Annotated in this window: 16 protein-coding genes; 9 read left to right on the top strand and 7 right to left on the bottom strand. The window is 64.5% G+C overall.

Features of this window, described 5'->3' with window-relative positions:
* Window positions 1-54: 54 nt before the first annotated feature.
* Window positions 55-540, bottom strand: coding sequence for an HNH endonuclease signature motif containing protein (locus FTO74_RS14945; RefSeq protein WP_162538861.1), 486 nt, complete (start codon window positions 538-540; stop codon window positions 55-57).
* 198 nt (window positions 541-738) lie between these two features.
* Window positions 739-2,406, bottom strand: coding sequence for a peptidase S10 (locus tag FTO74_RS14940; protein WP_162538860.1), 1,668 nt, complete (start codon window positions 2,404-2,406; stop codon window positions 739-741).
* A 236-nt stretch (window positions 2,407-2,642) separates the two neighbouring features.
* On the opposite strand from FTO74_RS14940, the gene FTO74_RS14935 reads away from it, so the two are divergent.
* The 5 genes from FTO74_RS14935 to FTO74_RS14915 all read left to right on the top strand — a co-directional run bounded on the left by FTO74_RS14935 (window position 2,643) and on the right by FTO74_RS14915 (window position 9,804).
* Window positions 2,643-2,945, top strand: coding sequence for a YXWGXW repeat-containing protein (locus tag FTO74_RS14935; RefSeq protein ID WP_162538859.1), 303 nt, complete (start codon window positions 2,643-2,645; stop codon window positions 2,943-2,945).
* A gap of 198 nt (window positions 2,946-3,143) precedes the next feature.
* Complete coding sequence (locus FTO74_RS14930) at window positions 3,144-3,725, top strand: HAD hydrolase family protein (protein ID WP_162538858.1); 582 nt, start codon at window positions 3,144-3,146, stop codon at window positions 3,723-3,725.
* A gap of 220 nt (window positions 3,726-3,945) precedes the next feature.
* The gene (locus FTO74_RS14925) at window positions 3,946-5,115 is read left to right on the top strand and encodes a GGDEF domain-containing protein (protein WP_162538857.1); all 1,170 of its coding nucleotides are present in this window, start codon (window positions 3,946-3,948) and stop codon (window positions 5,113-5,115) included.
* Between the two features lie 55 nt (window positions 5,116-5,170).
* Window positions 5,171-9,652, top strand: coding sequence for a DEAD/DEAH box helicase (locus tag FTO74_RS14920; RefSeq protein ID WP_162538856.1), 4,482 nt, complete (start codon window positions 5,171-5,173; stop codon window positions 9,650-9,652).
* A gap of 2 nt (window positions 9,653-9,654) precedes the next feature.
* A complete protein-coding gene (locus FTO74_RS14915) occupies window positions 9,655-9,804 on the top strand; it encodes a DUF5522 domain-containing protein (protein ID WP_162538855.1) in 150 nt (49 codons plus the stop codon).
* A 1-nt stretch (window position 9,805) separates the two neighbouring features.
* Here the strand turns inward: FTO74_RS14915 and FTO74_RS14910 are convergent, their stop codons facing one another.
* Genes FTO74_RS14910 through FTO74_RS14900 form a run of 3 tightly spaced genes read right to left on the bottom strand, consistent with a single transcriptional unit; the run spans window position 9,806 to window position 16,282 of the window.
* Window positions 9,806-11,974, bottom strand: coding sequence for a VWA domain-containing protein (locus tag FTO74_RS14910; RefSeq protein ID WP_162538854.1), 2,169 nt, complete (start codon window positions 11,972-11,974; stop codon window positions 9,806-9,808).
* Window positions 11,975-11,987: 13 nt separating this feature from the next.
* Entirely contained in the window at window positions 11,988-15,521 is a 3,534-nt protein-coding gene (locus FTO74_RS14905) for a TonB-dependent receptor (RefSeq protein WP_255462301.1), read from the bottom strand.
* A gap of 20 nt (window positions 15,522-15,541) precedes the next feature.
* The gene (locus FTO74_RS14900) at window positions 15,542-16,282 is read right to left on the bottom strand and encodes a DUF5666 domain-containing protein (protein ID WP_162538853.1); all 741 of its coding nucleotides are present in this window, start codon (window positions 16,280-16,282) and stop codon (window positions 15,542-15,544) included.
* Window positions 16,283-16,421: 139 nt separating this feature from the next.
* Between FTO74_RS14900 and FTO74_RS14895 the strand changes: the two genes are divergently transcribed.
* The 4 genes from FTO74_RS14895 (at window position 16,422) to egtD (ending at window position 20,171) form a co-directional block, all read left to right on the top strand.
* A complete protein-coding gene (locus FTO74_RS14895) occupies window positions 16,422-17,132 on the top strand; it encodes a VIT1/CCC1 transporter family protein (protein ID WP_162538852.1) in 711 nt (236 codons plus the stop codon).
* Window positions 17,133-17,144: 12 nt separating this feature from the next.
* Window positions 17,145-17,432, top strand: a complete 288-nt coding sequence (locus tag FTO74_RS14890; protein ID WP_162538851.1) for a Dabb family protein — start codon at window positions 17,145-17,147, stop codon at window positions 17,430-17,432.
* 390 nt (window positions 17,433-17,822) lie between these two features.
* Entirely contained in the window at window positions 17,823-19,127 is a 1,305-nt protein-coding gene (gene egtB, locus FTO74_RS14885; RefSeq protein WP_162538850.1) for an ergothioneine biosynthesis protein EgtB, read from the top strand.
* A 36-nt stretch (window positions 19,128-19,163) separates the two neighbouring features.
* Complete coding sequence (egtD, locus tag FTO74_RS14880; protein ID WP_174242233.1) at window positions 19,164-20,171, top strand: L-histidine N(alpha)-methyltransferase; 1,008 nt, start codon at window positions 19,164-19,166, stop codon at window positions 20,169-20,171.
* A 248-nt stretch (window positions 20,172-20,419) separates the two neighbouring features.
* Here the strand turns inward: egtD and moaC are convergent, their stop codons facing one another.
* Both moaC and glp read right to left on the bottom strand, forming a co-directional pair.
* On the bottom strand, window positions 20,420-20,890 hold the full coding sequence (gene moaC, locus FTO74_RS14875) for a cyclic pyranopterin monophosphate synthase MoaC (protein WP_162538849.1): 471 nt from the start codon (window positions 20,888-20,890) through the stop codon (window positions 20,420-20,422).
* Between the two features lie 169 nt (window positions 20,891-21,059).
* Window positions 21,060-22,259: a gephyrin-like molybdotransferase Glp gene (gene glp, locus FTO74_RS14870; RefSeq protein ID WP_162538848.1), complete on the bottom strand. Its 1,200-nt coding sequence runs from the start codon at window positions 22,257-22,259 to the stop codon at window positions 21,060-21,062.
* Window positions 22,260-22,290: the final 31 nt, after the last annotated feature.

The following is a 22,290-nucleotide window of genomic DNA, read 5'->3' as shown; positions in this document are numbered from 1 at the left end:
ACATCTCCAACCGACATCTGTGTAGTTGGATGCGCGTTTGGGGGTAGAGGGTGTTCAGGCCTGGCGGCGCAGGCGTAGGCGAAGCTGGGCGGTGGCTTCGCGATGGCAGGGAAGGCAGAGCGTGCGCAGGTTGTCGAGATCGCACTGGCCGCCGCCCTCGGCCACGGGCAGGATGTGGTCGGCGTCCCAGAGCGAGCGGCGCGAGGTGATGGACTTCATGCCGTAGAGTGAAAGGCCTGCGATGCGAGCGGCTCCTCGGGCACGCTTGAGCGCCGCGTAAATGGCGATGGTGTCGGCCTTGCAGATGGCACAGAGGCCGCGGTCGCGGGCGAAGACCTGATCGCGGAGATAGCCGGGGTCGGTGCGCAGACGCCACTGGTGGACGCAGTAGTCGGAGCAGAAGGTGCGGCGGCGCTTGGAGAGGATTTCGAGGTTGCACCAGCGGCAGAGAGGAAGGCCGTTGGGGCCGCGCTCCAGCAGGTGGGCGCGGGTGCGGCCGCCGGGGAGCGTGCGGGTGGGGTTCTGTGAGGTGAGGGCCATCGCGCTTTTCCTCTTTGAGGATAGGCTTGCGGGGCGCGATGGGGAAGTATGTGGTGGGGTTCCTCGTGAGTTGCTTGAGGCAATGAACACGCGCAGCGTCCAATACTGCACGAAGTGCCGCCCGCCCGGCGTGAGGGCGCTTTTGCTGTTAATCACCATGGGCCGCGCATTTAGCGCGGCCCATGGTGATTGTTGCCTTTACTTGCCCGATTCAGTGCTGCGCACGAAGCTGGCCACATCGTCGTGGAACTGCTTCAGCACATTCTCGTTCACGTAGACCATGTGCCCGGACTGGTAGTACTTGTAGCTGATGTTCGACTGTAGCTTCGCGGGGATCTGCAGATGGTGCATCTCGTAGATGCCCTCGAAGAACGGCGTGGCCAGGTCGAAGTAGCCGCCCGCCAGCATGACGTGCATGTTGGGATTGGTCTTCATGGTGTAGGCCAGGTCGGGCATGACGTTGGTGCCGCCCTCGCCCTGTCCGACCGGAGGACCGCCCGGAGCCTGATGGCGCAGATCCCACGAGAAGCCCGGTTCCGTATAAGCACCAGGTTTGTAGGTCATGTCGCGTCCGAACTTCAACTCCGTGCGCATGTACTGGTTGATGGCCGTGGTGTAGGCCGAGGAGATCGCGTTCGACTGCGGATCGTACTCAGCTTCCTCCGAGAGACGATCGAGGTCCGGCCCCTTGAAGCGGGTGTCAAGGCGGCCTGTCGTCATACCGTCGGAGTCCTGCAGGTTCTTGGTGAAAGCACCGCCGGTTACGCGGAGGTCGGATTTCAGCAGATAGTCCACCGGCAGGCCGGTGTAGTTGTGCAGCTTCTCCGCGACGGCCTGCTTCTGCGCGGGCGAGAGCTGCGAACCCTGCAACAGGGCTGCCTCATACTCGCCGAGCGCGAACGACTCGACCTCGCTCAGGAAGGGCTCCAGAGCCGCAGGCTGCGTGGGCAGCTTGTGGTGATAGAAGGCCGTCGCGGCGTAAGTCGGCAGAGCCAGCGCGTAGGCCTGATCGACGCCGGGGTTCCAGCGCGGCAGGTCGGGCGAGTTGTCGAAGCTGAGGATGGCCGAGAGCAGTACGATGCCGTTGAGATCGACGTTCTGCAACGCGGCGCTGAGTACAGCCGAGCGCGGCGTTCCATACGATTCGCCGAAGAGGTACTTGGGCGAGTTCCAGCGATCGTACTTGGTGAGGAAGCGGCGGATGAAGCGCTCGAAGGCGTGCGCATCCGGGTCTGTGCCCCAGAACGCCTTCTCCTTGTCCTTGCCCATGATGCGGCTGAAGCCCGTGCCCGGCGCGTCGATGAAGACGACGTCGGTTACGTCGAGCAGGCTGTACTGGTTATCGACCATGGTGTAGGGAGCGGCGGTCTTGTGCTCGGTGTCGGGTGTCACTACGCGGCGCGGGCCGAACGAGCCCATGTGCAGCCACATGGTCGCCGAGCCGGGGCCGCCGTTGTAGAAAAACATCACCGGCCGCGTGCCCGGAGCCGCATCTTTCTTGAAGTAAGCGGTATAGAAGATGCGCGCGGTGGCGGGTGCGTCCTCGGGCTTGGTGGCGTCGGGCGGGTTCGTGCCGTCGGGCAGCAGCTTGCCGTCCAGACCCAGTTGGGAGTCGTACGCGTCGGTGGACCCGACGGTGATGGTGCCCGCGATGGCCTTGTAGGCGATCTTCTCGCTGCCCACGGTGACAGTGTTCTCGGTGATGGAGTCCGCCGGTGTCGGCCCGGGGGTAGCGGCGTTGACCGGCTTGCCCTCGACCTCCACCTTCTCCGGCTTGGCATTCGGCTGCTGTGCTCCTGCTACCGGTATGCTCGCCGCCAGGACCGGCATCAGCGCCAGAGCGCCCATCATTTTAAAAGCCCGCATTCGTGAATCTCCTCTTATTCCAATCAAGTTGCAGTATAGTCGCGAATCCGTTCGCATCAACCTGTATGTTTCCCAGGAGGAAAAGCTTCTGTACGGAAGACGACATCCTTATGGGACTCCGCTGGGCACGGGAAAGATAGCAATGGGTTTTCCACGGTTGCGGGCGGAGATTTTCTGCGCAACTCTCACAAACCAACCCGTGTCTAAGCGAGGGAAGTGCTAAGGAGAACGATCTTATGAACAAACTGCTTCTCACTGCTGTCTGCGCAGCCTTTCTCACGGCCGGTTCCGTTGCGGCCGAAGCCCAGATAGCGGTCCGCATAGGGCCGCCCGCGCGTCCTGTCGAGCGGATTCCGCCGCCGCCGCGCGAGCATCGCGACTGGGCCTGGCGTGCCGGATATCACCGCTGGGATGGGCGTCGTTATGTCTGGGTGCCGGGTGCCTATCTTGCTCCGCCCCGCCCGTATGCTCACTGGATCGACGGTCACTGGGATCGTCGCGGCGGCGGCTACGTCTGGGTAGAAGGCTACTGGCGTTAGCACTTCGTGCCGTTCTCGGGGCGGTATGGGTGAGTCAGTACCTGAGGTCTGAGGTCCTCCCGTTGGTCGGAAGTAAGCATTTTTTCCGGCCAGCGGGAGGACCCTTGCCGTTGATTTGCCGGTCTCCAGCCCCGAGAACCGCACAAAGTACCCAATTGGGTGGGGACTGTGGCAGCGCCGCCACGGTATCATCTACCCATGACCCCTGAAGACCGCGCCCGCAGGATCAAAGTCCTCATCTTTGACGTAGACGGCGTCCTGACCAACGGAGACATTACCATCATTCCTCAGCCCGACGGCTCGGGCATTGAGGTGAAGAGCTTCTCTGCTCACGACGGCCTCGGCATGTCGTTCGCCCGCATCGGCGGGCTGCGCCTGGGCATCATCACCAAGCGCCAGTCGCAGGTGGTCGCCCTGCGCGCCCGCGACCTCAAGCTGGAGTTCGTCTACCAGGGCCAGGCGCATAAAGCACACGCGTTTCAAGAGATCGCGGCGAAGGCGGGCGTCACGCTCGACGAGATGGCTTACGTCGGCGACGATATCGTCGACCTGCCCTGTCTCCGCATCTGCGGACTGGCCATCGCCACGGCCAACGCGCGCTCGCAGGTCAAAGAGATTGCGCACTACGTGACGCCGCACGCCGGTGGTGCGGGCGCGGGCCGCGACGCCATCGAATTTGTTCTGGCCGCGCAGGGCTCGCTCGCACGCGTCATCGAGCAGTATCTGGACGAGTCCGACCCCACCGCGCGCGCTTCGGATATAGGCTCCGGCAATATGTAAGTACTGCATCTTTCTCTCGAGGCGGCACGGAAAAATCAACAACATGGGCCTCCCATTGGCCGGAAACAAACGATGTTCTCTGCCGACCAGCAGAAGGCCCCATGCCGGCAACTTGCCCATGCCGCCCCGAGAACGATACGAAGTACCTGTATGGTGGATGGCATAGCCGCCAACCCTTTGCTCTAAAGTAGAGGCGGCAGCCAGCACCTCGTGGAGTGGAATGGATACTCGCCTTGACCTGATGGCGGTGTTGTCGATTGTTGGGAGTGGGTGTCTCGGCCTGATTGTCGTGCGCCTCAGCAACCCCTTCCTCAAAGGACTGGGGTGGCTAGCCGCGTCTTTTGCCTGCGGCACGGTCAGCGCGGCTCTGCTGCTGTTTCATGAACGGGCCGGTCCGTTCTTCACCGTGATCGTGGCCAACGGCCTCATCCTGCTGGCCTTTGTCCTGGTTCACTCGGCCATACTGGAGCTGTACGAAAAGGGTATACGGATCTCGCGGTTCGGCCTGGTCCTGATGGGCCTCTACCTCGTCACCCACGTCTACTTTACCTATGTCCACGACAGTCACCAGATGCGGCTGGTCTTCGGCAGCATCCTGATCGCGGCTCAGGCCACCCAGAGCGGTCTATTGCTCCTGCGTCCGCAGCGCGGGATGCGTATGCCGTCGTGGTCGACGGCGTTCCTCTGCCTCAGTTTTGCCGCCTACAACCTGGTCCGATCGGTCATCGTCGCCATCCGCGGCGTGCCGCAGGATATCTTCGCGCCCAGCCTGCTGCAGTTCATCAGCATCATCGTAATGCTGGGCTCATCGCTAGGCATCGGCTTCGGTTTCTTCTGGATGACGACGGCCAAACTGCGCCACATGCTGGAGCGTCTGGCCGCGACCGACCCGCTGACGGGCGTCTTCAATCGCCGCATGTTCCGTGAGCTATGCGAGCGCGAGGTGGCGCGCAGCCTGCGCTCGGGCGAGCCGTTCTCGCTGCTGGTTGCGGACCTCGATCACTTCAAGCAGGTCAACGATCGTCACGGTCATCTGGCCGGCGACGAGGTGCTGCGCGCCATCGCCGAGTGCATCCAGTCCGAGCTGCGCTCCAGCGATATCCTCGGGCGTTGGGGGGGAGAAGAGTTTGTCGTTCTGCTCCCGACATGCACTTCGGAGACCGCCTTTGCCGTGGCCGAGCGCCTGCGCGTGCGGGTCGAGGCGCTCGATCTGCCCTCACGGGATGAGGAAGGGACGCCAATCCGGGTCACGATCCGGGTTACGATCAGCCTCGGCGTCGCCGTGTTTCGCGGCTCGGCCGACACGCTCGATGCTGTCTTTCGCCGCAGCGATATGGCGCTCTACCGCGCCAAGAGATCTGGACGAAACCGCGTCCTGATGCTGGAGTAAGTACTTTCTGCACAAGGCAAAAGGCGAACAAAGCACGAACGCGCTAGAATAGGCCATGCCTGCCGAAGCCTCTGTCGCCACGGCTGTTCCTGCCTCGCTCGCCTGGGCGCACCCGGTCGTGCAGGAGTGGTTCGTCGGCAGATTCGGCACGCCCACCGAGCCGCAGGAGGCTGGCTGGCCCGGCATCCTCGCAGGCGAATCCACGCTCATCTCCGCACCCACCGGCTCCGGTAAAACGCTCGCGGCATTTCTGGTCTGCATCGACCAACTCCTGCGCAAGGCCATCGCGGGCACGCTCGCGCCCTGCACCGAGGTGGTGTACGTCTCGCCCCTGAAGGCGCTTTCGAACGACGTGCAGAAGAACCTCGACGGTCCTCTGGCCGAGATACAGGCTCTGGCCTTCGCCCGCGGCTATCTCTCGACCGAGATTCGTACCGGCGTCCGCACCGGAGATACTCCAGCCAAGGAGCGGCTGTCGATGCTCAAGCATCCGCCGCACATCCTTGTCACTACGCCGGAATCGCTTTACATCCTGCTCACCTCGGGCAAGAGCCGTGAGCACCTTCGCCGCGTCCGTACCGTCATCGTCGACGAGATTCATGCCGTGGCCGATGACAAGCGCGGCGCGCACCTGAGCCTCTCGCTCGAACGCCTCGAAGCCCTTATCTGCGGCGAGAACCATCTCTGTCCCGGCGCGATGCTGACCGGATTCAGCACGCCGCCGCTACGCATCGGCCTCAGCGCCACGCAGAACCCCATCGAGCTGGTCGCTGCATTTCTAACCGGCAATCACGAGTCGCGCCAGCCCGCTCGCATCGTGCAGGTCGGCCAGCGACGCGTGCTCGATCTTGCCATCGAAGTCCCATCGGATGAGCTTAGCTCGGTCGCCAGCACGGCCATGTGGAACGAGGTCTGGGACAAGCTGGCGGCGCTTACCCGCGACCATCGCAGCACGCTCGTCTTCGTCAATACCCGCAAGCTCGTCGAGAAGATCTCCTTCGAACTGGCCGAGCGCATCGGCATCGAGAACGTCGGCGCGCACCACGGCTCGCTCTCGCGCATGTTGCGGCTCGACGCCGAGCAGCGCTTGAAGAGCGGCGAGATCAAGATTCTCGTTGCCACAGCGTCGCTCGAACTGGGCATCGACATCGGCTCGGTCGATCTGGTCTGCCAGATCAACACCACCCGCGCCGTGGCCGTGGCCATGCAGCGCGTAGGCCGCGCCGGGCACTGGCGCGGAGCCACGCCCAAGGGCCGCTTCTTCGCCACCACTCGGGATGACCTGATGGAGCAGGCTGCGCTCATCCGCAAGATGCGCGCGGGAGAACTGGATCTGTTACAAATTCCCGAAGCCCCCATCGACGTGCTCATGCAGCAGATCGTCGCGGCCTGCGGCGCGGAGCCGTGGCACGAGGACACGCTCTACAACGTCCTTCGCCGCGCCTACCCGTACCGCGACCTCACCCGCGAGCACTTCCACGAGCTGCTCGCCCTGCTGCACGAGGGCATCGAATCCGGCCGTGGCCGCTATGGAGCCTACCTGCTGCGCGACCAGGTCCACGGCCATCTGCACCCGCGCCGAGGAGCCCGCATGATCGCCATTGCGAACGGCGGCGCCATCCCCGACACCAATCTCTACTCCGTGATATTGCAACCGGAAGGGTTACAAATAGCCACGCTCGACGAGCACTTCGCCGTAGACTCCTCTCCCGGCGACGTTGTGCTCCTCGGCAACACCAGTTGGCGCATCCAGAAGATCGAGGCCATAGGCCGCGTGTTGGTCGAAGACGCACACGGAGCACCGCCGACCATTCCTTTCTGGGAGGGAGAGGCTCCGCAGCGCACCAGCGTTCTCTCCGACGGCGTCGGCGATCTTCGCCAGGAGATCAGCGCCCGCACCCCTAACGTCGCTCCGCAAATGATTGCCAGCCCCGAGCCTCACCCAGAGGTAGTCGAGACCATCGCGTGGCTCACCACGGAGACCGGCGTATGCCGCGCAGGTGCGTTGCAACTCATCACCTACGTGGTCAGTGGCCGCGCCGTTCTCGGCGCAGTGCCCACCAAGACGACCATCATTGCGGAGCGCTTCTTCGACGACGGCGGCGGGATGCAGCTCATCCTGCACACGCCCTTCGGCGGCCGCGTCAACAAGGCCTGGGGCCTCGCGCTGCGCAAGCGCTTCTGCCGCGGCTTCAACTTTGAGCTGCAAGCCGCCGCTACCGATAACGGCATCAACATCTCGCTCGCCGAGCAGCACTCCTTCCCGCTCTCCGATGTCTTTCGCTTCCTCACCGAACACACCGCGCAGGATCTACTCGAGCAGGCCGCCATCGCCAGCCCCATCTTCAAGAATCGCTGGCGCTGGGCCGCTGGCCGCTCCCTGCAACTGCTCCGCATGAGCAAGGGCAAGCGCATCGCGCCGCAGATCCAGCGCACCCGCTCCGACGACCTGATGGCGAATGTTTTTCCCCAGGCCGCCGCCTGCTTCGAGACCATCGTGGGCGACATCCAGATCCCGGATCACCCGCTGGTGCGCGAGGTGATGAAGGACGTTCTCTCGGAGGCGATGGACCTCGAGGGCCTCAAGGAGATTCTGCGCGGCATCGAGCAGGGAACGATCCGCTGTCTCGCGGTGGACACGCCCACGCCCAGCGTCTTCGCGCACGAGCTTATCAACGCCATGCCGTATGCCTATCTCGACGATGCTGGCCTCGAAGAGCGCCGCGCCCGCGCCACCACGCTGCGCCGTGGCCTTCCCGCATCAAGTGGCGAAGCAGAGAACCGTCTCGACCAGGCGGCCATCGACACCGTCCGTCGCCAGCTCTGGCCCGATATCCGCGACGAGCACGAACTGCACGATCTTCTGCTCACGCTCACAGCTTTTCCTCTGCACCTGCTCGACGGAGACACCAAGGAGACCCGCGACTGGCCCCAGCACTACGAGCGCCTCAGCCGCACAGGCCGCGTCCGCACGATCGGCTGCAACGGGAACCCCTGCTGGGTGGCCGCCGAGAGACTTACAAATGCCGCCGCCCTCTGGCCCGCATCATTCCCCGAAGCTCAAGATACAAATTCAGTTACAAGGGATCAGGCGGTCTTGCAATTAGTGCAAGGATGGTTACAAATATCCGGGCCAACCACGGCCAACGCACTTGCCCGCCAGGTCAACCTGCCTCCAGCGGCCATCCTCCAAGCCTTTCTCCACATGGAGATGCAGGGCCTGCTCCTGCGTGGAGTCTTCGAAAACCCGGCAACCGAAGATGCACACGAAGAAGAGTGGTGCGAGCGCCGTATCCTGCAACGCATCCACCGCCTTACCCTGGGCACACTGCGCAAACAGATCGAAGCCGTTCCTCCGGCTGTCTATATGCGCTGGCTGCTGGGCTGGCAGCATCTTGCGCCGCAGTCGCAGCTCTCCGGAGAAGAGGGCGTGCTCGCCGCAATCGAGCAGCTCGAAGGCTTCGAGGCTCCGGCGGTGGAGTGGGAGCGCACCCTGCTGCCCGCGCGTGTGGCCAACTACGATCCCCGCTGGCTGGATGCGCTCTGTCTCTCGGGAGCCATCGGCTGGGGCCGCGTCTCGCCGCATCCTGCGTGGGCCTCGGGCGATGGAGCCGCGCCGCGCCGCGTCATCCCCACCAACGCCGCGCCCATCACCTTCTACCTCCGCGAGTTCGCCGACTGGCTCCCTCACGCGCTGGCCGCACAGTCCATCGACGCGGACACGCTCACCGCCGCACTCTCGCCCGAAGCGGTCCATCTCCGCGCCCTGCTGGCCCAGCGCGGAGCCAGCTTCGCTAACGACCTGCAACGCGTCACGACGTACACGAAGCAGCAGGTCAACCACGCGCTCTGGGAGTTGGCAACCGCTGGACTCGCCTCTGCCGACGGCTTCGACCAGTTGCGCGCCATGATGGACCCGCGCCGCAAGGCCGCAGCGGCACAGGCTCCAACCTCGCTCTACAAGCGGGCCAGCGCACGCAGCACCGCAGGGCGTTGGTCGTTGCTCGTCGAAGCTCCGAACCCCGCGCCGCTCTCGAAGCCGACACCCGCAGAGCGCCAGCAGGCCGCCATAGCCGAAGCCCGGCAGACCGACCGGGCACTCGAGTCCGCGGCGCGTATGCTGCTCTGCCGCTACGGCGTTCTCTTCCGCGACCTGTTGCAACGCGAATCAAACGCCCCCAAGTGGCGCGATCTTCTGCCGTTGCTGCGTCGACTCGAAGCACGTGGCGAGATTCGTGGAGGCCGCTTTGTCACCGGCTTCTCGGGCGAGCAGTTCGCCCTGTCCGAGGCCGTGGACTCGCTTCGCGCCAGCCGCTCGCAGAGCTGCGAACACGAGGTCATCGTGGCGGGAGCCGATCCCATGAACCTAGCCGGAATCGTCATCCCCGGCGAGCGCGTGCCCTCCGTTCCGGGCCGTAGCCTGCGCTTCCGCAACGGCAGCCTCATACAGCCCGACGGCCAGCCAGCCGAACCCGTAGAAATCGGCGTAACGCCTCCGCCAACCGCCATACCAGCCCAGGCTCTAAACTTGTTCTAGCTATGCCCGAAGAGCCACAGCCCGAACCCGTCGAAGAGCTTGCGCCCGAAGACTTCTACTTCGATGGCCCGTACATGGTCTTTACTGCGGCGTACCACCTGAAGCGCGGCTTCTGCTGCAACAACGACTGCCGCCACTGTCCTTACAAGTAAGCTACTGCGCGGCTGGCTGCGCTATGGCTGTAGCTCCCGTCACCTTGAGCGCCATGCGCGGAAAGCTGAAACTGCCCCCGGCATCGTCGATCACATTCACCTGGCAGACGTAGGTTCCGGGCTTCAACTGTGTCAGCGGTACATCGAACTGGAAGGCTACCGCGCCACGGTCCGGCGTGTTGATCGCGGTCGCCGAGATTAGCGGCGTCTCATAGACCTTCACACCGCCGAGCAGGAACTCGATGCTGGTCAGCACGCGTATCCCGCCGATCTCCGGCCTGCGTCCGAGGCCTGGTGACGGTGCCTCCGGCCCAGATTTTTCATGCGCTGGATCATAGACCTCGTACAAAAAGTAGAGGTGCTGATCCTGCCGAAAAACATGGGCAATATTCGGCACAAATTCGACGCCATCGCGCACCAGCGGGTCCACGGCCTTCTTCGCGGCATTGGGCACGCGCTGGCTCGCCAGCACAATCGAGCTTAGTTTCAGCGGCGACTTGCGCAGATCGGGCACGTTCAGGTCGGTCTCGAAGCTGCCCATGTTGCCGGTCTGGTTCTCTCGCACCACGAACTTCAGGTGGTACCGCCCCGGCGCAAGCGTAAAGCCGGTCGAGTACTGGATATTCCTGCGCTGCACCTGCTGCGACGCGTCGAGCGCCAGCTTCACGGTGTCGCGGATGTTGCCCACCGCGATGCCCTGCGCGTTCTTCACCTGGCCGATCACGTCGAGCGTCGCCTTGTCCTTGTCGCCGTTCTTCAGGAACGGTATCTGCGAGCCCGGCACGATCAGGCTCACCGGCACGAAGAAGCGGTTGTCCTCCATGCGGAAGTAGAGCGCCTGCAGGTACACGGCGACGTCGGTCGCGGGTAGATCGCTGCGTAGCTGCTCGTTCAATTGCAGTTCGCGGTCCTCGGTCTTCGCGTGCTGAAAGTCCACCGGGGCGTAGTATCCGGGGCGATACTCCAACCGCGCATCGTTGCGGTTGAGCTTGATGGTGAGATGGCGAAAGCGCCCGTCGCGCGCGGGGTTCGTCGAGCGGAAGCCGAGGATGTAGTACGCCTCGGTATCGTGCTGCACCTGCTGGAACGCGGCTCCGAAGTCGTTCGAATCGAAGAATGCCTTGCCGCCCGTATCCGCGCTCAGCGTGGCCAGCGTCTCCTGCGAGTTAAAGTTGGAGTTCAACTGGTTCTGCATCGCCGCACCGCTGTAAGCCGAGGTTCCGCGCAGGCTGCCGGTGGAGGCGTTGCCCACCGGCGGCAGCGCCTCGAGACCGCGCGAGTCGACGCTGTAGATGGCAAGATTGGCCTTGGCGGCGGCGTTCGTCGCGGCACGCAGGCTGGCCTGGTTCTCGATGCCGTTGCGCGTCAGGCCGCCTGAAAAATACAACATGCTCTTGCGCTGGTCCACGCGCTCCAGCGACTTCGAGATCGTCTGGATCGCATACAACTCGCGGTCGGTGTTTAGGCTCGCGTACTCGCTGTCGTCGGCGGTGAAGGTGGAGGTGTCATCAGCCGTGCCGTCAGTGGTGCCGCTGGTATTGCCCGCTGTGAAACCCGTGCCTTCGCTGCCATCGTACTTGCCCAGTCCATGCAGCAGCAGCGACTTATCCGAGGTGAAGTCCTGATCCATCGTGAGTCCGGTCGAGAGGCTTACCAGCGCGACAAGGTCTGCCGGCTGCATCTTTTTGTTCACGTAATCCTGCGCGCTCTCGACGGCGCGGTCGATGTCCTCCGGCTGCATACTGCTCAGGTCGAAGAACATCACGATCAGCCGATGGTCGCGCAGTTGATCGGGGCTGGCCGCGAGGTTGCGGTTCAGCAGGTCGGCGATGGTGGCCTTTCCGGTGACGGTGTTCTTCTCCGCCAGCACCGCGGCCTCGTCCACATTTTGATAGTCGAAGCTGGCGATCCTCTGCGGCTTGTTGTCCTCGAAGATGGAGAAGTCGGAGGCCTTCAGATCCTTCACCACCGCGCCCGTCTTCTTATCGCGCACCACCACGTTCGTCAGCACGATATTCGAGTTCACCTTAAGCGTGAAGGTCGGAGCTGACGAGGCATCCTGTGCGGCTAATAGCGAGGGCGCGGCCAGCAGCGCGGGCGTGGCCGTCAACGCAGCCGCCAGCGCGCTGGCGATCAAGCTCCGAGTTAGACGAACCAGACGATCCTGCATCGCACTCCCATCCCTAAAAACGATACCGCCCTGTGAAGCTCAGCGAGCGCCGCGCCGCAGCCCCGGTTACCTCGCCGAAGGTCGGAGAGTTCAGCGTCGTGTTGATGCCCGTGTACTGCACGGTGTTGAAGACATTGGCCGCGGTCATGCGCATCTCGAAGCTCCGCGTACCGCCAAACGTGAGCGTCCGCGAGAGCGCCGACGAGACTGTCACCGTGCCCGGCCCTTCGATATCGCCACGCGACGCATTGCCGTAGACTCCCGCGGCGGGCGCGCTGAACGCAGCCGGATTGAACCAGCAGGAGTCGATCGACTCGAGGCACGACGGCCCCTTACGCACCAGATGTCCCGGCCCCTTCACCGGCACGTTGAAGTTCCTGTCAGGTCGTGACGAAGAGACGACACCCGAGGCCACCTCGCTCACCGTGCCCGTGTAGTTCGGCGTAAAGTAGGTGCCGCTCGCGAAGGTGTAGGTGCCACTCAGGTTGAAGCCATCGAGCGCCCTCGACCAGAAGCCGCCCTTGTTCAGCAGCGCGCGGTTTGGCCCGACGGGCAGCTCGAGCACCCAGTTGCCCGTTAGCTGGTGACGCACGACAAAGCTGCTGTTGCCCTCCTCCGCGTTCAGGTCCAGGTCGTTCTGCGCGGGCACGGCCTTGGTGCCGCCAATCGACGAGGCGTTGTCGAGCGAGTGCCGATACCAGTACGTTGCCTGAACACTGACGCCCTTCTGCTGCCGCTTGCGCAGGTTGATGAGCAGCGCGTTCATTCGAGAGAAGCCCAGCGAATCCTCATACTGGTAGGCCTGCGCATCGGGGTTATTGAGCCCCGTCGCGCTGCGGTTCGGAGCCCGCACGATATCGAGCGCTCCGCCCACCGTGCCGTTGTAGTCGATGTTCAATACAGTCTGTAGCGGCAGTGTCTTCTGCACGCCCAGGCTCCACGTCTGCAGATGCCCCAGGCGATAGTTCTTGTTCACGCTGTAGTTGTTCGTCACGGCCACGGTCGAGCAGCCGTACGGATTCGTCAGGGTCAGGTTCGCCGCCGTCGTCGGCGTCGCGCCCATGCACCCGGCTGTGCCCGAGATCGAGGGCGTCGTCACCGAGTTGGTCTGGGTCAGCGCGAAGGGCGGCTGGAACGCCAGTTGCTTGGCGAAGCTGGCGTACTGGCCCGTGTTGTAGTTCACGCCATAGCCGCCGCGCACGATGACATCCTTGGTCAGCGTTGGCAGGTACTTGCTCGGCATACGATACGCAAAGCCGAAGCGCGGCGCGTACATCGTATGGTCGGGGTTCACCAGCGAGCGGTTGAACCGGCCCTGATAGGGACCGACTTCACCCGGAGTCACCGGGGCCACCGCGCTGAAGTCCGGCGTGTGATCCAGGTTCACCAGACGGTTGTTCTTCTCGGTATAGGGTCCGAAGTACTCGTAACGCAGCCCGAAGTTCAGCGTCAGCCCGCCGCGCATGCGCCAGTCATCCTGCGCGTACCAGTCGTAGACGTTCTCGCGCAGATACGTCTTCTGCAAGCTGGCCTGGATGGCGCTCTGCTGCGGCAGTCCGATCAGAAAGTCCGCGAAGCCGGAGCCGGAGGAGGCCGTCTGCGACGTGCCCGGAGCCCCGGTCGCATAACCGGTAAAGGTCAGCGTCCCCAGCGGATTCGCGCCGCCCAGCGAGTCCGCATGCACGCGCCGTATGTCGAGGCCGAAGCGCATATTGTGTCGCTTATGGCTGTAGCTCACAAAGTCCGAGAAGCTGATCGTCTGCCCGATGGCCTCGCTGGGAGCGGCCTGGCTCAACCCGGTAAAGCCGGTAAACGAGAGGTTCGGCAGGCCGAAGAAGAACGGGTTCTGGGTGTTCTGCGTCGCCTCCAGCCCCGCGTCCAGATAGGGATTGGAGCTGCCATTGGTAAAGTAGTTGCGCCCCGAAGTGTTCGAGCGGTTCCACGTCAGCGTGGCATTGTTGGTCAGTCGCCCGTAGCCGATGGTGTAGCCCGCGGTGGTCGCGTAGCCGGTCGTCGCGGTGGTCCCGCCCAGCGGCAGAAAGATATTCCTCTGGTCGCTGGCCGAGTGCGAGTAGCTGCCGTTGAAGTTGATGTTCTGCCGCAGCGTTGCCGGTCCGCCCTGCTGCCGTCTGCCGCCGCCACGCGCGCCGAAGGCCGGGGCATTGCCCAGGTTGCGCACGAAGCGCAGCGAGGCCGCCGTGCTGTTCGAGCCCGCCGTCGTCAGCGTCTGGTAGTTGTACCCTTGCGAGCCTACGTCGGACACATTCGGGGCCGGGTAATACTTTAGCAGCGCCAGCGCGGCGGGCGAGAGGGTCGAGCAGGTCAGGTGCCCCGCCGGGCAGCCCGTCGGGCTCGTCGGAATCACGTTGCCCGCGAAGGGCAGCCCGGTCGCCGGGTCGTAGAGCGTCGAGCCCAGCGCGCTAAAGTCGCCCGAGCGCTCGGCCACGGTGGGCACCGTGCCGTTGAAGATCTGCGCGTTGATGTTCCTCGTGCCGGTTACGTTGAAGAAGATGAACTGCTTCGAGCTGGCCTTCACCAGTCCTGGAATGAACGGCGACCCCACAAAGCTCAGCCCGAACGAGTTCTGGTAGCCTGCCGGATTGGCCACCGGATCGCCCGAGATGGAGAAGGGAGCCGCGTTCAGCAGGTTGTTGCTGCCCACCCAGAAGATCGCGCCGTGCGGCTGGGATGGATTGAAGCCGCGAAACCCTCCACCGCCGCCTCCACGCCCCCCGCCGCCGCGTCCGCCACCACCGCCGCGCGAGCCGCCGCCCGATCCACCGAAACCGCCTCCGTTCATCAGAGGAGCCAGCATCCCGGCCACGGCGCTCAACTGGTCGGCGGTCTCCCCGCCCTGCTGCCGAGCCCGCTCCATCGCGTCCTGGATGCGCTGTCGCATCTCGTCCTCGTTCATGTTGGCGAGCCCGTTGGTCTGGCCCATCTGCCCGCTCACGGTCACCGAGTCGCTGCCGTCACCCGTACCCAGTCCGGCCAGCGAGGGCAGCGCCGCACCAGCCTGCCCGCCGCCCGCCGCGCTGGCATCCGCCGTGGCCGCCTCCCCCTCTGCTCCGATTCCCGTCACGTTCAGCGACTGCAATCCCCGCTCCAGCGCCGCCTGCCGATTGGCCCTGCTGGCGCTGCCGGTGAGCGCGCCGGTGGACGTGGCATCAGCCGCCTGCTCCTGCTGGGCCACGCGCGAGGCCAGTTGCATGGCAAACTCGGCGGTCTGGTCGGTCGCCTCAGCCGTCAGCCGAACCTCCTTGGTCTCCGCCGCGAAGGCCGCCAACTCCGCCCGCACGACGTACCGGCCGGTCTTTGGAATCGTCATCGCATAGCTGCCGTTTATGTCGGTCGAAGTCGTGTACTTCTTGCCGGTCAGCGTGTTGGTGGCCGTCACGGCGACGCCCGGCAGAGGCACTGTCCCGGCCCTTACCACTCCATGAATCGTGCCGCCGCCCACCGCCGGAGCGGTCGCAGCCTGAGCCACAGGAGCCGGGGCAGGGGACTGGCCCCAAGCCATACCGCCCGACAACATTATCGCGATCATCCACACCGGAGGCATCCGCACTATTTCGGCTCCCCGGGTGTCGCCGCTGGAGCATCGCCCCGTCGCCTTCGCCCAGCGCCTGGCGCCATCACCGCAAGCTGCGTCGGCACAAACACCCCGCCTTTGATCGCTCCCTGCCCCGCAACCGAATCCCCCACCTTGATGTCGGCCAGCGTGATGCTCTCGCCGCCCTGTCCACCCGCCGCCGGAGCAGAAGGAGCAGCAGGCACTGCCTCCGGCCCGCCTCCGTTCATCACCCCACGCATCCCGCGTCCTCCGCGCCGAAACGACGTATCCTCATCCACCGCGATCACCTGCGTCACGTTGTCCTGCCGCAGGATCGTTAGCTTCAGCTCGTCGATCGCCGTCACCTTGCCCGCGATGTACGTCTTGCCCATCGCCTCGCGCATCTTGCGGATCTGCTCGGCGTCCACCACCCCCACGAACAGCGCATGGACGGTCTTGTTCGGAGCGTCCAGCACCCCCATCGCCCCCGCGCCGTCGCCCACGTGCACGTCGGCGGCCTTTATCGGATCGCGCCCCTTGCGCAGCTGCGTATTCGGCGTCAACGCCACCTGGTAGGTCTCACCGGCTTCGGTCTTCAGCGTCAGGTGGTCGGGAGCCACCGCCGTCACCGTCCCGCGAACCATGCGGCCGCCACCCATAGCCGCCGCGCCGCCTCCGTCTTCTTCCTGAGCATGTCCGGGTTGCAAGGCAAGTACCAAAGACAACAGGGCAACCAAGCCCGAGCGCACGTTCATCGCAAACACCATCCAGAGCCAGCTCAAGTTACCGCAGGTCCAATTACCCAGAGAGACGTCTTCTGCGAAACGAAAGACGCACCCCCATAACTTTCACAACTCTAACTCGCCCCATGCTGCATTGCGATAAACTCCGGCCATGCATGATGTTACCCGCGCCCCGCACTCTGAAGCCCACTTTCAATCCACCGAGGCTGTGCGCGATATCGTCATCGGCCTCTCCGATGGCCTCACCGTCCCCTTTGCGCTGGCCGCCGGACTCTCCGGTGCGGTCTCGAACGCCCACCTCGTCGTCCTCGCCGGACTGGCTGAGATCGCCGCCGGTTCCATCGCGATGGGCCTCGGCGGCTACCTGGCCGCGCGCGGCGACGCCGAACACTACGCCGCCGAGCTGGTCCGCGAGCAGACCGAGGTCGTTACCCGCCCCGATGACGAGGCCGAGGAGATCTACGAGATCTTCGAGCAGTACGCGGTGTCCCGCGCCGCCGCCACGCCCGTGCTCGAGGCCCTCCAGGCCAACCCCGCCGCCTACGTCGACTTCATGATGCGCTTCGAGCTGGGCCTCGAGCGTCCTGCCGCCAACCGTGCCCACCGCTCCGCCCTCACCATCGCCATCAGCTATATCGCCGGAGGCATGGTCCCCCTGCTGCCCTACATGCTGCTCGCCGACAACGCCTCGGCCCTGCGTCTCTCGGTGGCCATCACGCTGGTCGCGCTGGCTACCTTCGGTGGCATCAAGGGCCGCCTCGTCGGCACCGGAGCCCTGCGCAGCGCAGTCCAGACTACACTCATCGGGGGAGCCGCCGCAGCCGCTGCGTACGGCCTCGCCCGCCTTCTCAACCACGCCTAAGGAGCCACACGCATGTTCATCCACATCTTCACCTTCCGCTGGAAGCCCGAGGCCACCGAAGCCCTGAAGCAGCGCGCCGCCACCGATATTCTGGCCTTCCAGGGCGTCATCCCCGGCCTGCTCGAGACCAACATCGGCAACAATATCTCCCCGCGCGGCGGCGGCTACACCTTCACCGGACTGATGAAGTTCACCGACCAGGCGGCCTACGAGGCTTACGCGATCCACCCCATCCACATGGCCCTTCTCGAGTGGCTCATCCCGCTCGTCGAGCCGCTCGAGATCGACTTCGAGATCTGAGCCCAACCGTAAAGCCAAAGGTTCGGCGGCTGTTTTTGCCGTTGCCTGTTTTCTTGGTTGTCATTCAGGAGCGAAGCGGAGGAATCTGCTTCTGTTTTTGTCGTTGTCTCTGGGGTAGGTTCGGGCTTTAGCCCCAGGGGCTGCTTTCCTTGCCGGGCCCCGATCCTTCCGGACAAAAAGCGCTGAAGGCCCGATTTATCCTTGCCACAACCTTGTCCTGCCGGACGGGCCTCCTGCGCGGAGGGCGGGCGTTCACACGCCTTTTTACTGCTTCGCGTGGCTCTCCCGCTGGTCGAAGACAGCAATATGTCAGTACACTTCTGCAACCAGCAATCGACTCCGCCGCGAGCTGCATCCAATCGAGGAACATTAGAACGAGGACGAAGCATCATGCCAACCCAGGTTCAGAACCCAGCCGTCGCCACGGCCCTCCTCGAGCGCTTCCGCACCGTCCGCGCCGCCACCCTGGCTTTCGCCTCTCCGCTCTCGCCTGAAGACCTAATGGTCCAGTCCCTGCCCGAGGCATCTCCGGTTAAGTGGCACCTGGCCCACACCAGTTGGTTCTTCGAGACCTTCGTCCTCACCGACCCCGCGATCGGCCTGCCCGGCTACCAACCCTTCCACCCCGACTTCCGCTGGCTCTTCAACTCCTACTACAACGCCCTCGGCGAGATGCCCGAGAAGAAGCTGCGCTCCTCCTTCTCGCGCCCGCCGCTGACGGATATTCTGGCCTTCCGCGCCCACATCGACAGCGCTATCGAGCGGCTTCTCGAAGGCAACGCCGAGGCCGAAGCCCTGCGCCGCATCACCCTCGGCCTTGAACACGAGCAACAGCATCTGGAGCTGATCGCCACCGACATCAAGCACGCCCTCTTCACCAACCCCCTGCACCCGGCTTATCTCGAAGCTCCGGCAACCCCCGGCAACATCGCCCCGCCCGTCGAGTTCATCCCCTTCGCCGGGGGCCTCACCCGCATCGGTACTATCCCCGACGCCACCGACCCACTCTCCTTCGCCTTCGACAACGAGACCCCCGAGCACACGGTCTTCCTCCAGCCTTACCGGCTCGCCAGCCGCCTGGTCACGGTCGCCGAGTACCTCGCCTTCATGGACGACAACGCCTACTCCCGCCCGGAGCTATGGCTCTCCGAGGGTTGGGCGACCATGCGCGCCGCAGGCTGGCAGGCTCCTCTCTACTGGCAGCGCGACCCCGCCACAAGCACCGGCTGGAGCATCTACACTCTCGGCGGCCTGCACCCGCTCGAGACCCTCGCCGCCACCCCTGTCTGTCACCTTAGCTTCTTCGAGGCCGACGCCTTCGCCCGCTGGTCTGGTTGTCGACTCCCCACCGAGTTCGAATGGGAACACGCAGCCGCCACACTCTCCACTACACAAGGCAACTTCCTGGAATCCAACGCCCTCCACCCTCTTCCCGCACCCACAACCAACGGCCTGCACCAGCTCTTCGGCGACACCTGGGAGTGGACCGCCTCGCCCTACACCGGCTACCCCGGCTACAAGCCGCTCCCCGGCGCGCTCGGCGAGTACAACGGCAAGTTCATGTCTTCGCAGATCATCCTGCGCGGAGGCTCCTCGGTCACCCCCACCACCCACATCCGCGCCACCTATCGCAACTTCTTCCCGCCCTCCACGCGCTGGCAGTTCTCCGGCCTTCGTCTCGCCCAGGACGCATAACCGCCCACCCCAACGACCCCGGAGAACCACAGCCCCGTGCCGCCAACCGTTACCGAAGCCCAGCCCCGCATCGCCGCCGCCACCGCCGTCTCCCGCGAAGCCCGCCGCGGCCTCACCGCCGCCCGCAAGAGCCTGTCTCCCTGGCTCTTCTACGACGCCGTCGGCTCCGACCTCTTCGAGCAGATCACCCGGCTTCCCGAGTACTACCTCACCCGCACCGAGCGCGCCCTCTTCGCCGCCCACGCCGACAGGATCGTTGCCTCCGCCGCCGGTTCCGCGCCACTCACCATCGTCGAACTGGGCGCAGGCACCGCCACCAAGACCGGCATCCTGCTCGAAGCCGCGCTACGCCGCCAGCCCGAGCTGCTCTACCAGCCCGTAGACGTCTCGCGGTCCAGCCTGGACGAGGCCCGCACCAATCTGGAAGCCACTCTGCCCGGCCTCACGGTTGCGCCCCAGCTCGCCAACTACACCATCGAGCTGCTCCACTTCGAACGCCCGCCCGCAGCGCACATTCTGGCCCTCTATATCGGCTCCAGCATCGGCAACTTCACACCCTCCGAGGCTGTCGACGTCCTCGCCATCCTGCGTGCTCAGCTTGAGCCCGGCGACAGGCTCCTGCTGGGCACCGACCTGGCTCCCGGCCCGCATAAGCCCGTTGCCTCACTCCTGGCCGCCTACAACGATGCTGCGGGCGTTACCTCCGCCTTCAACCGCAACATGCTGATCCGCCTCAACCGCGAGCTGGGGACGGACTTCAGTCCCACCTGCTTCACTCACCGCGCCATCTGGAACCCCACCGAATCCCGCATCGAGATGCACCTCGAATCCCGCATCGCCCAGACGGTTCACCTGCCCGCCGACGCCGAATCTCCAGCCCTCACGATTGACTTCGCCGCTGGAGAAACAATTCACACCGAAAACAGTTACAAATTCACAAAACCCGCAATTGAAGCCCTTCTGAGCCCGGCGGGCTTTCGCCTGACTGACGCGCTGGAAGACCCCAACCACCTCTTCGCCGTAACCGTGGCCACTGCCATCTAAAGCACATTAGCCGTTGCCTGTTTTCTTGGTTGTCATTCAGGAGCGAAGCGGAGGAATCTGCTTCTGCTTTTGTTCTTGCCGTTGTTTCTTGGGTAGGTCCGGGCTTTAGCCTGGACATCTAAGACCTACACAAAAGCGGGCTTTAGCCCCATCTGCAAAGACAGTCTTTCCAGACGGGCCTGCTACGCGCGGTGCGGGTGTTCACACGCCTTTTTACTGCTTCGCGTGTTCGTCTTGTCGGTAGGAATCTAAGACTCCTGCCGATACTCCCCGCTCTTCCCACCACTCTTCCGTAACAGAGCCACTTCGCGTATCCGAATCCCCTTGTCCAAGGCCTTGGTCATGTCATACACGGTCAACGCCGCCACCGAAGCCGCCACCATCGCCTCCATCTCTACCCCCGTTCCAGCCACGGTCGCCGCCGTCGCCTCAATCGAGACCCCACCGGCCACCACCGTCGCCTGCACATCCACGAAGCTCAACGCCAGCGGATGACACATCGGAATCAGCGTCGAGGTCTGCTTCGCGGCCTGAATCCCGGCGAACCGCGCCACCTCCAGCGGGTTCCCCTTCGGGTTCTGCGGCAGCGCAGCCAGCACTGCGTCGGAGAGTTCCACAAACGCCCCCGCCACGGCCTCCCGCCGCGTCTCACTCTTGCCGCTCACGTCCACCATGTGAGCCTGCCCGGCCTCATCGAAGTGCGAAAGCTTGTCTGCCAATTTTTCTCCTCAGTACCGCTTCACCACGAACCCGCGCTTTTGTTGTTGCTTCTGGGTAGGTCCGGGCTTTAGCCCGGACATTAAAACCCGCCATAGATGTGGGCTTTAGCCCCCGAGGTATGCTTTCTTTGCTGCCTGCACTATTTCAAAGGGCATCCGCTACACAAGCCTACCGCAGCAACACTCGTACATACTCACCAGCCGCCAATGTTGCCCGGCCCTCCGGCAGCTCCACATAGCAGTTCGCCCTCGCGTTGGCCGCCAGATCGCCGGACCCCTGCCACCCGACTACCCAAGCCTCCACGCCATCCAGCCGTCCGGGCAGCAGCCGCGTCAGCCCCGGCTTGCCCTCGGCCTCCTTGGCCAGCCGAGCCAGTCCCCATCGCGGAGCCGCTCCAGCCTCGCCGCACATACGCCGCAGCAACGGCTCCACAAAGCAGTGAAAGGTCACCTGCGTCGAGATCGGATTCCCCGGCAGTCCAAAGAACAGCTTCTCGCCCAACCGCCCACAGACCATCGGCTTTCCCGGCTGCATCCTCACCCCGGTAAAGAAGAACTCTGCCCCGGCGGCCAGCAGCATCTCTTCCACCAGGTCATACTCTCCCATCGAGACGCCCCCCGAGAGCACCACCAGATCGCACTCCCGCGCCCGCTCGAGGCTCGCCGCCACCGCTTCGCGCACGTCCGGCGTGATCGGCAGCCGCACCGCCTCGCCGCCCGCCGCCTCCACCATCGCGGCGATGGCGTAGCTGTTCGAGTTCCATATCTGCTGCGGCTCCAGCGCCGAAGCCGTGCCCAGCTCCACCAGCTCATCCCCCGTGGCTACAATCGCCACCGTCGGCCGCCGCCACACCTTCACCCGCGCCCGCCCGCAGGCCGCTGCCAAGGCGATCTCCGCCGCGCCCATCACGTTCCCGACCGGTAGCAGCACCTGCCCGGCCCGAGCCTCGGCTCCCTGCTCGACCACATTCTCGCCCGCGACGAGACTCCTCCCCACAGCCGCTCGCACCTGTTCCCCTTTGCGGACGACATGCTCCACCATCGCCACAGCGTCCGCGCCCTCGGGCAGGGGAGCGCCGGTCATAATCTCAATCGCCTCACCCATCCCCAGCGCCGCGCCTGTCCATCGCTGCCCGGCCCGCACCGACCCCACCACCGCCAGCTCACCTACATTGAAATCCTCCGCCCGCACCGCAAACCCATCCCGCGTGGCCCGGTCGAAGGGCGGCTGGTCCCGATCCGCCGCGACGGATGCGGCCAGCACCCTCCCGCGAGACGCCCCCAGAGCGACCTCTTCCATCTCGTCCACGGCCACCACCCGCAGCTCGCGCAGCAGCTCCAGTGCCGCTTCGAATCCCAACGTCGTCATCCCGTTCTCCTCCGCAAACATAAGAAAAGCC

Source organism: Granulicella sp. WH15 (genome assembly GCF_009914315.1).
GTDB lineage: Bacteria > Acidobacteriota > Terriglobia > Terriglobales > Acidobacteriaceae > Edaphobacter.
The sequence above is the reverse complement of the archived record's forward strand: the minus strand, read 5'-3'. Positions and strand labels throughout refer to the sequence as shown.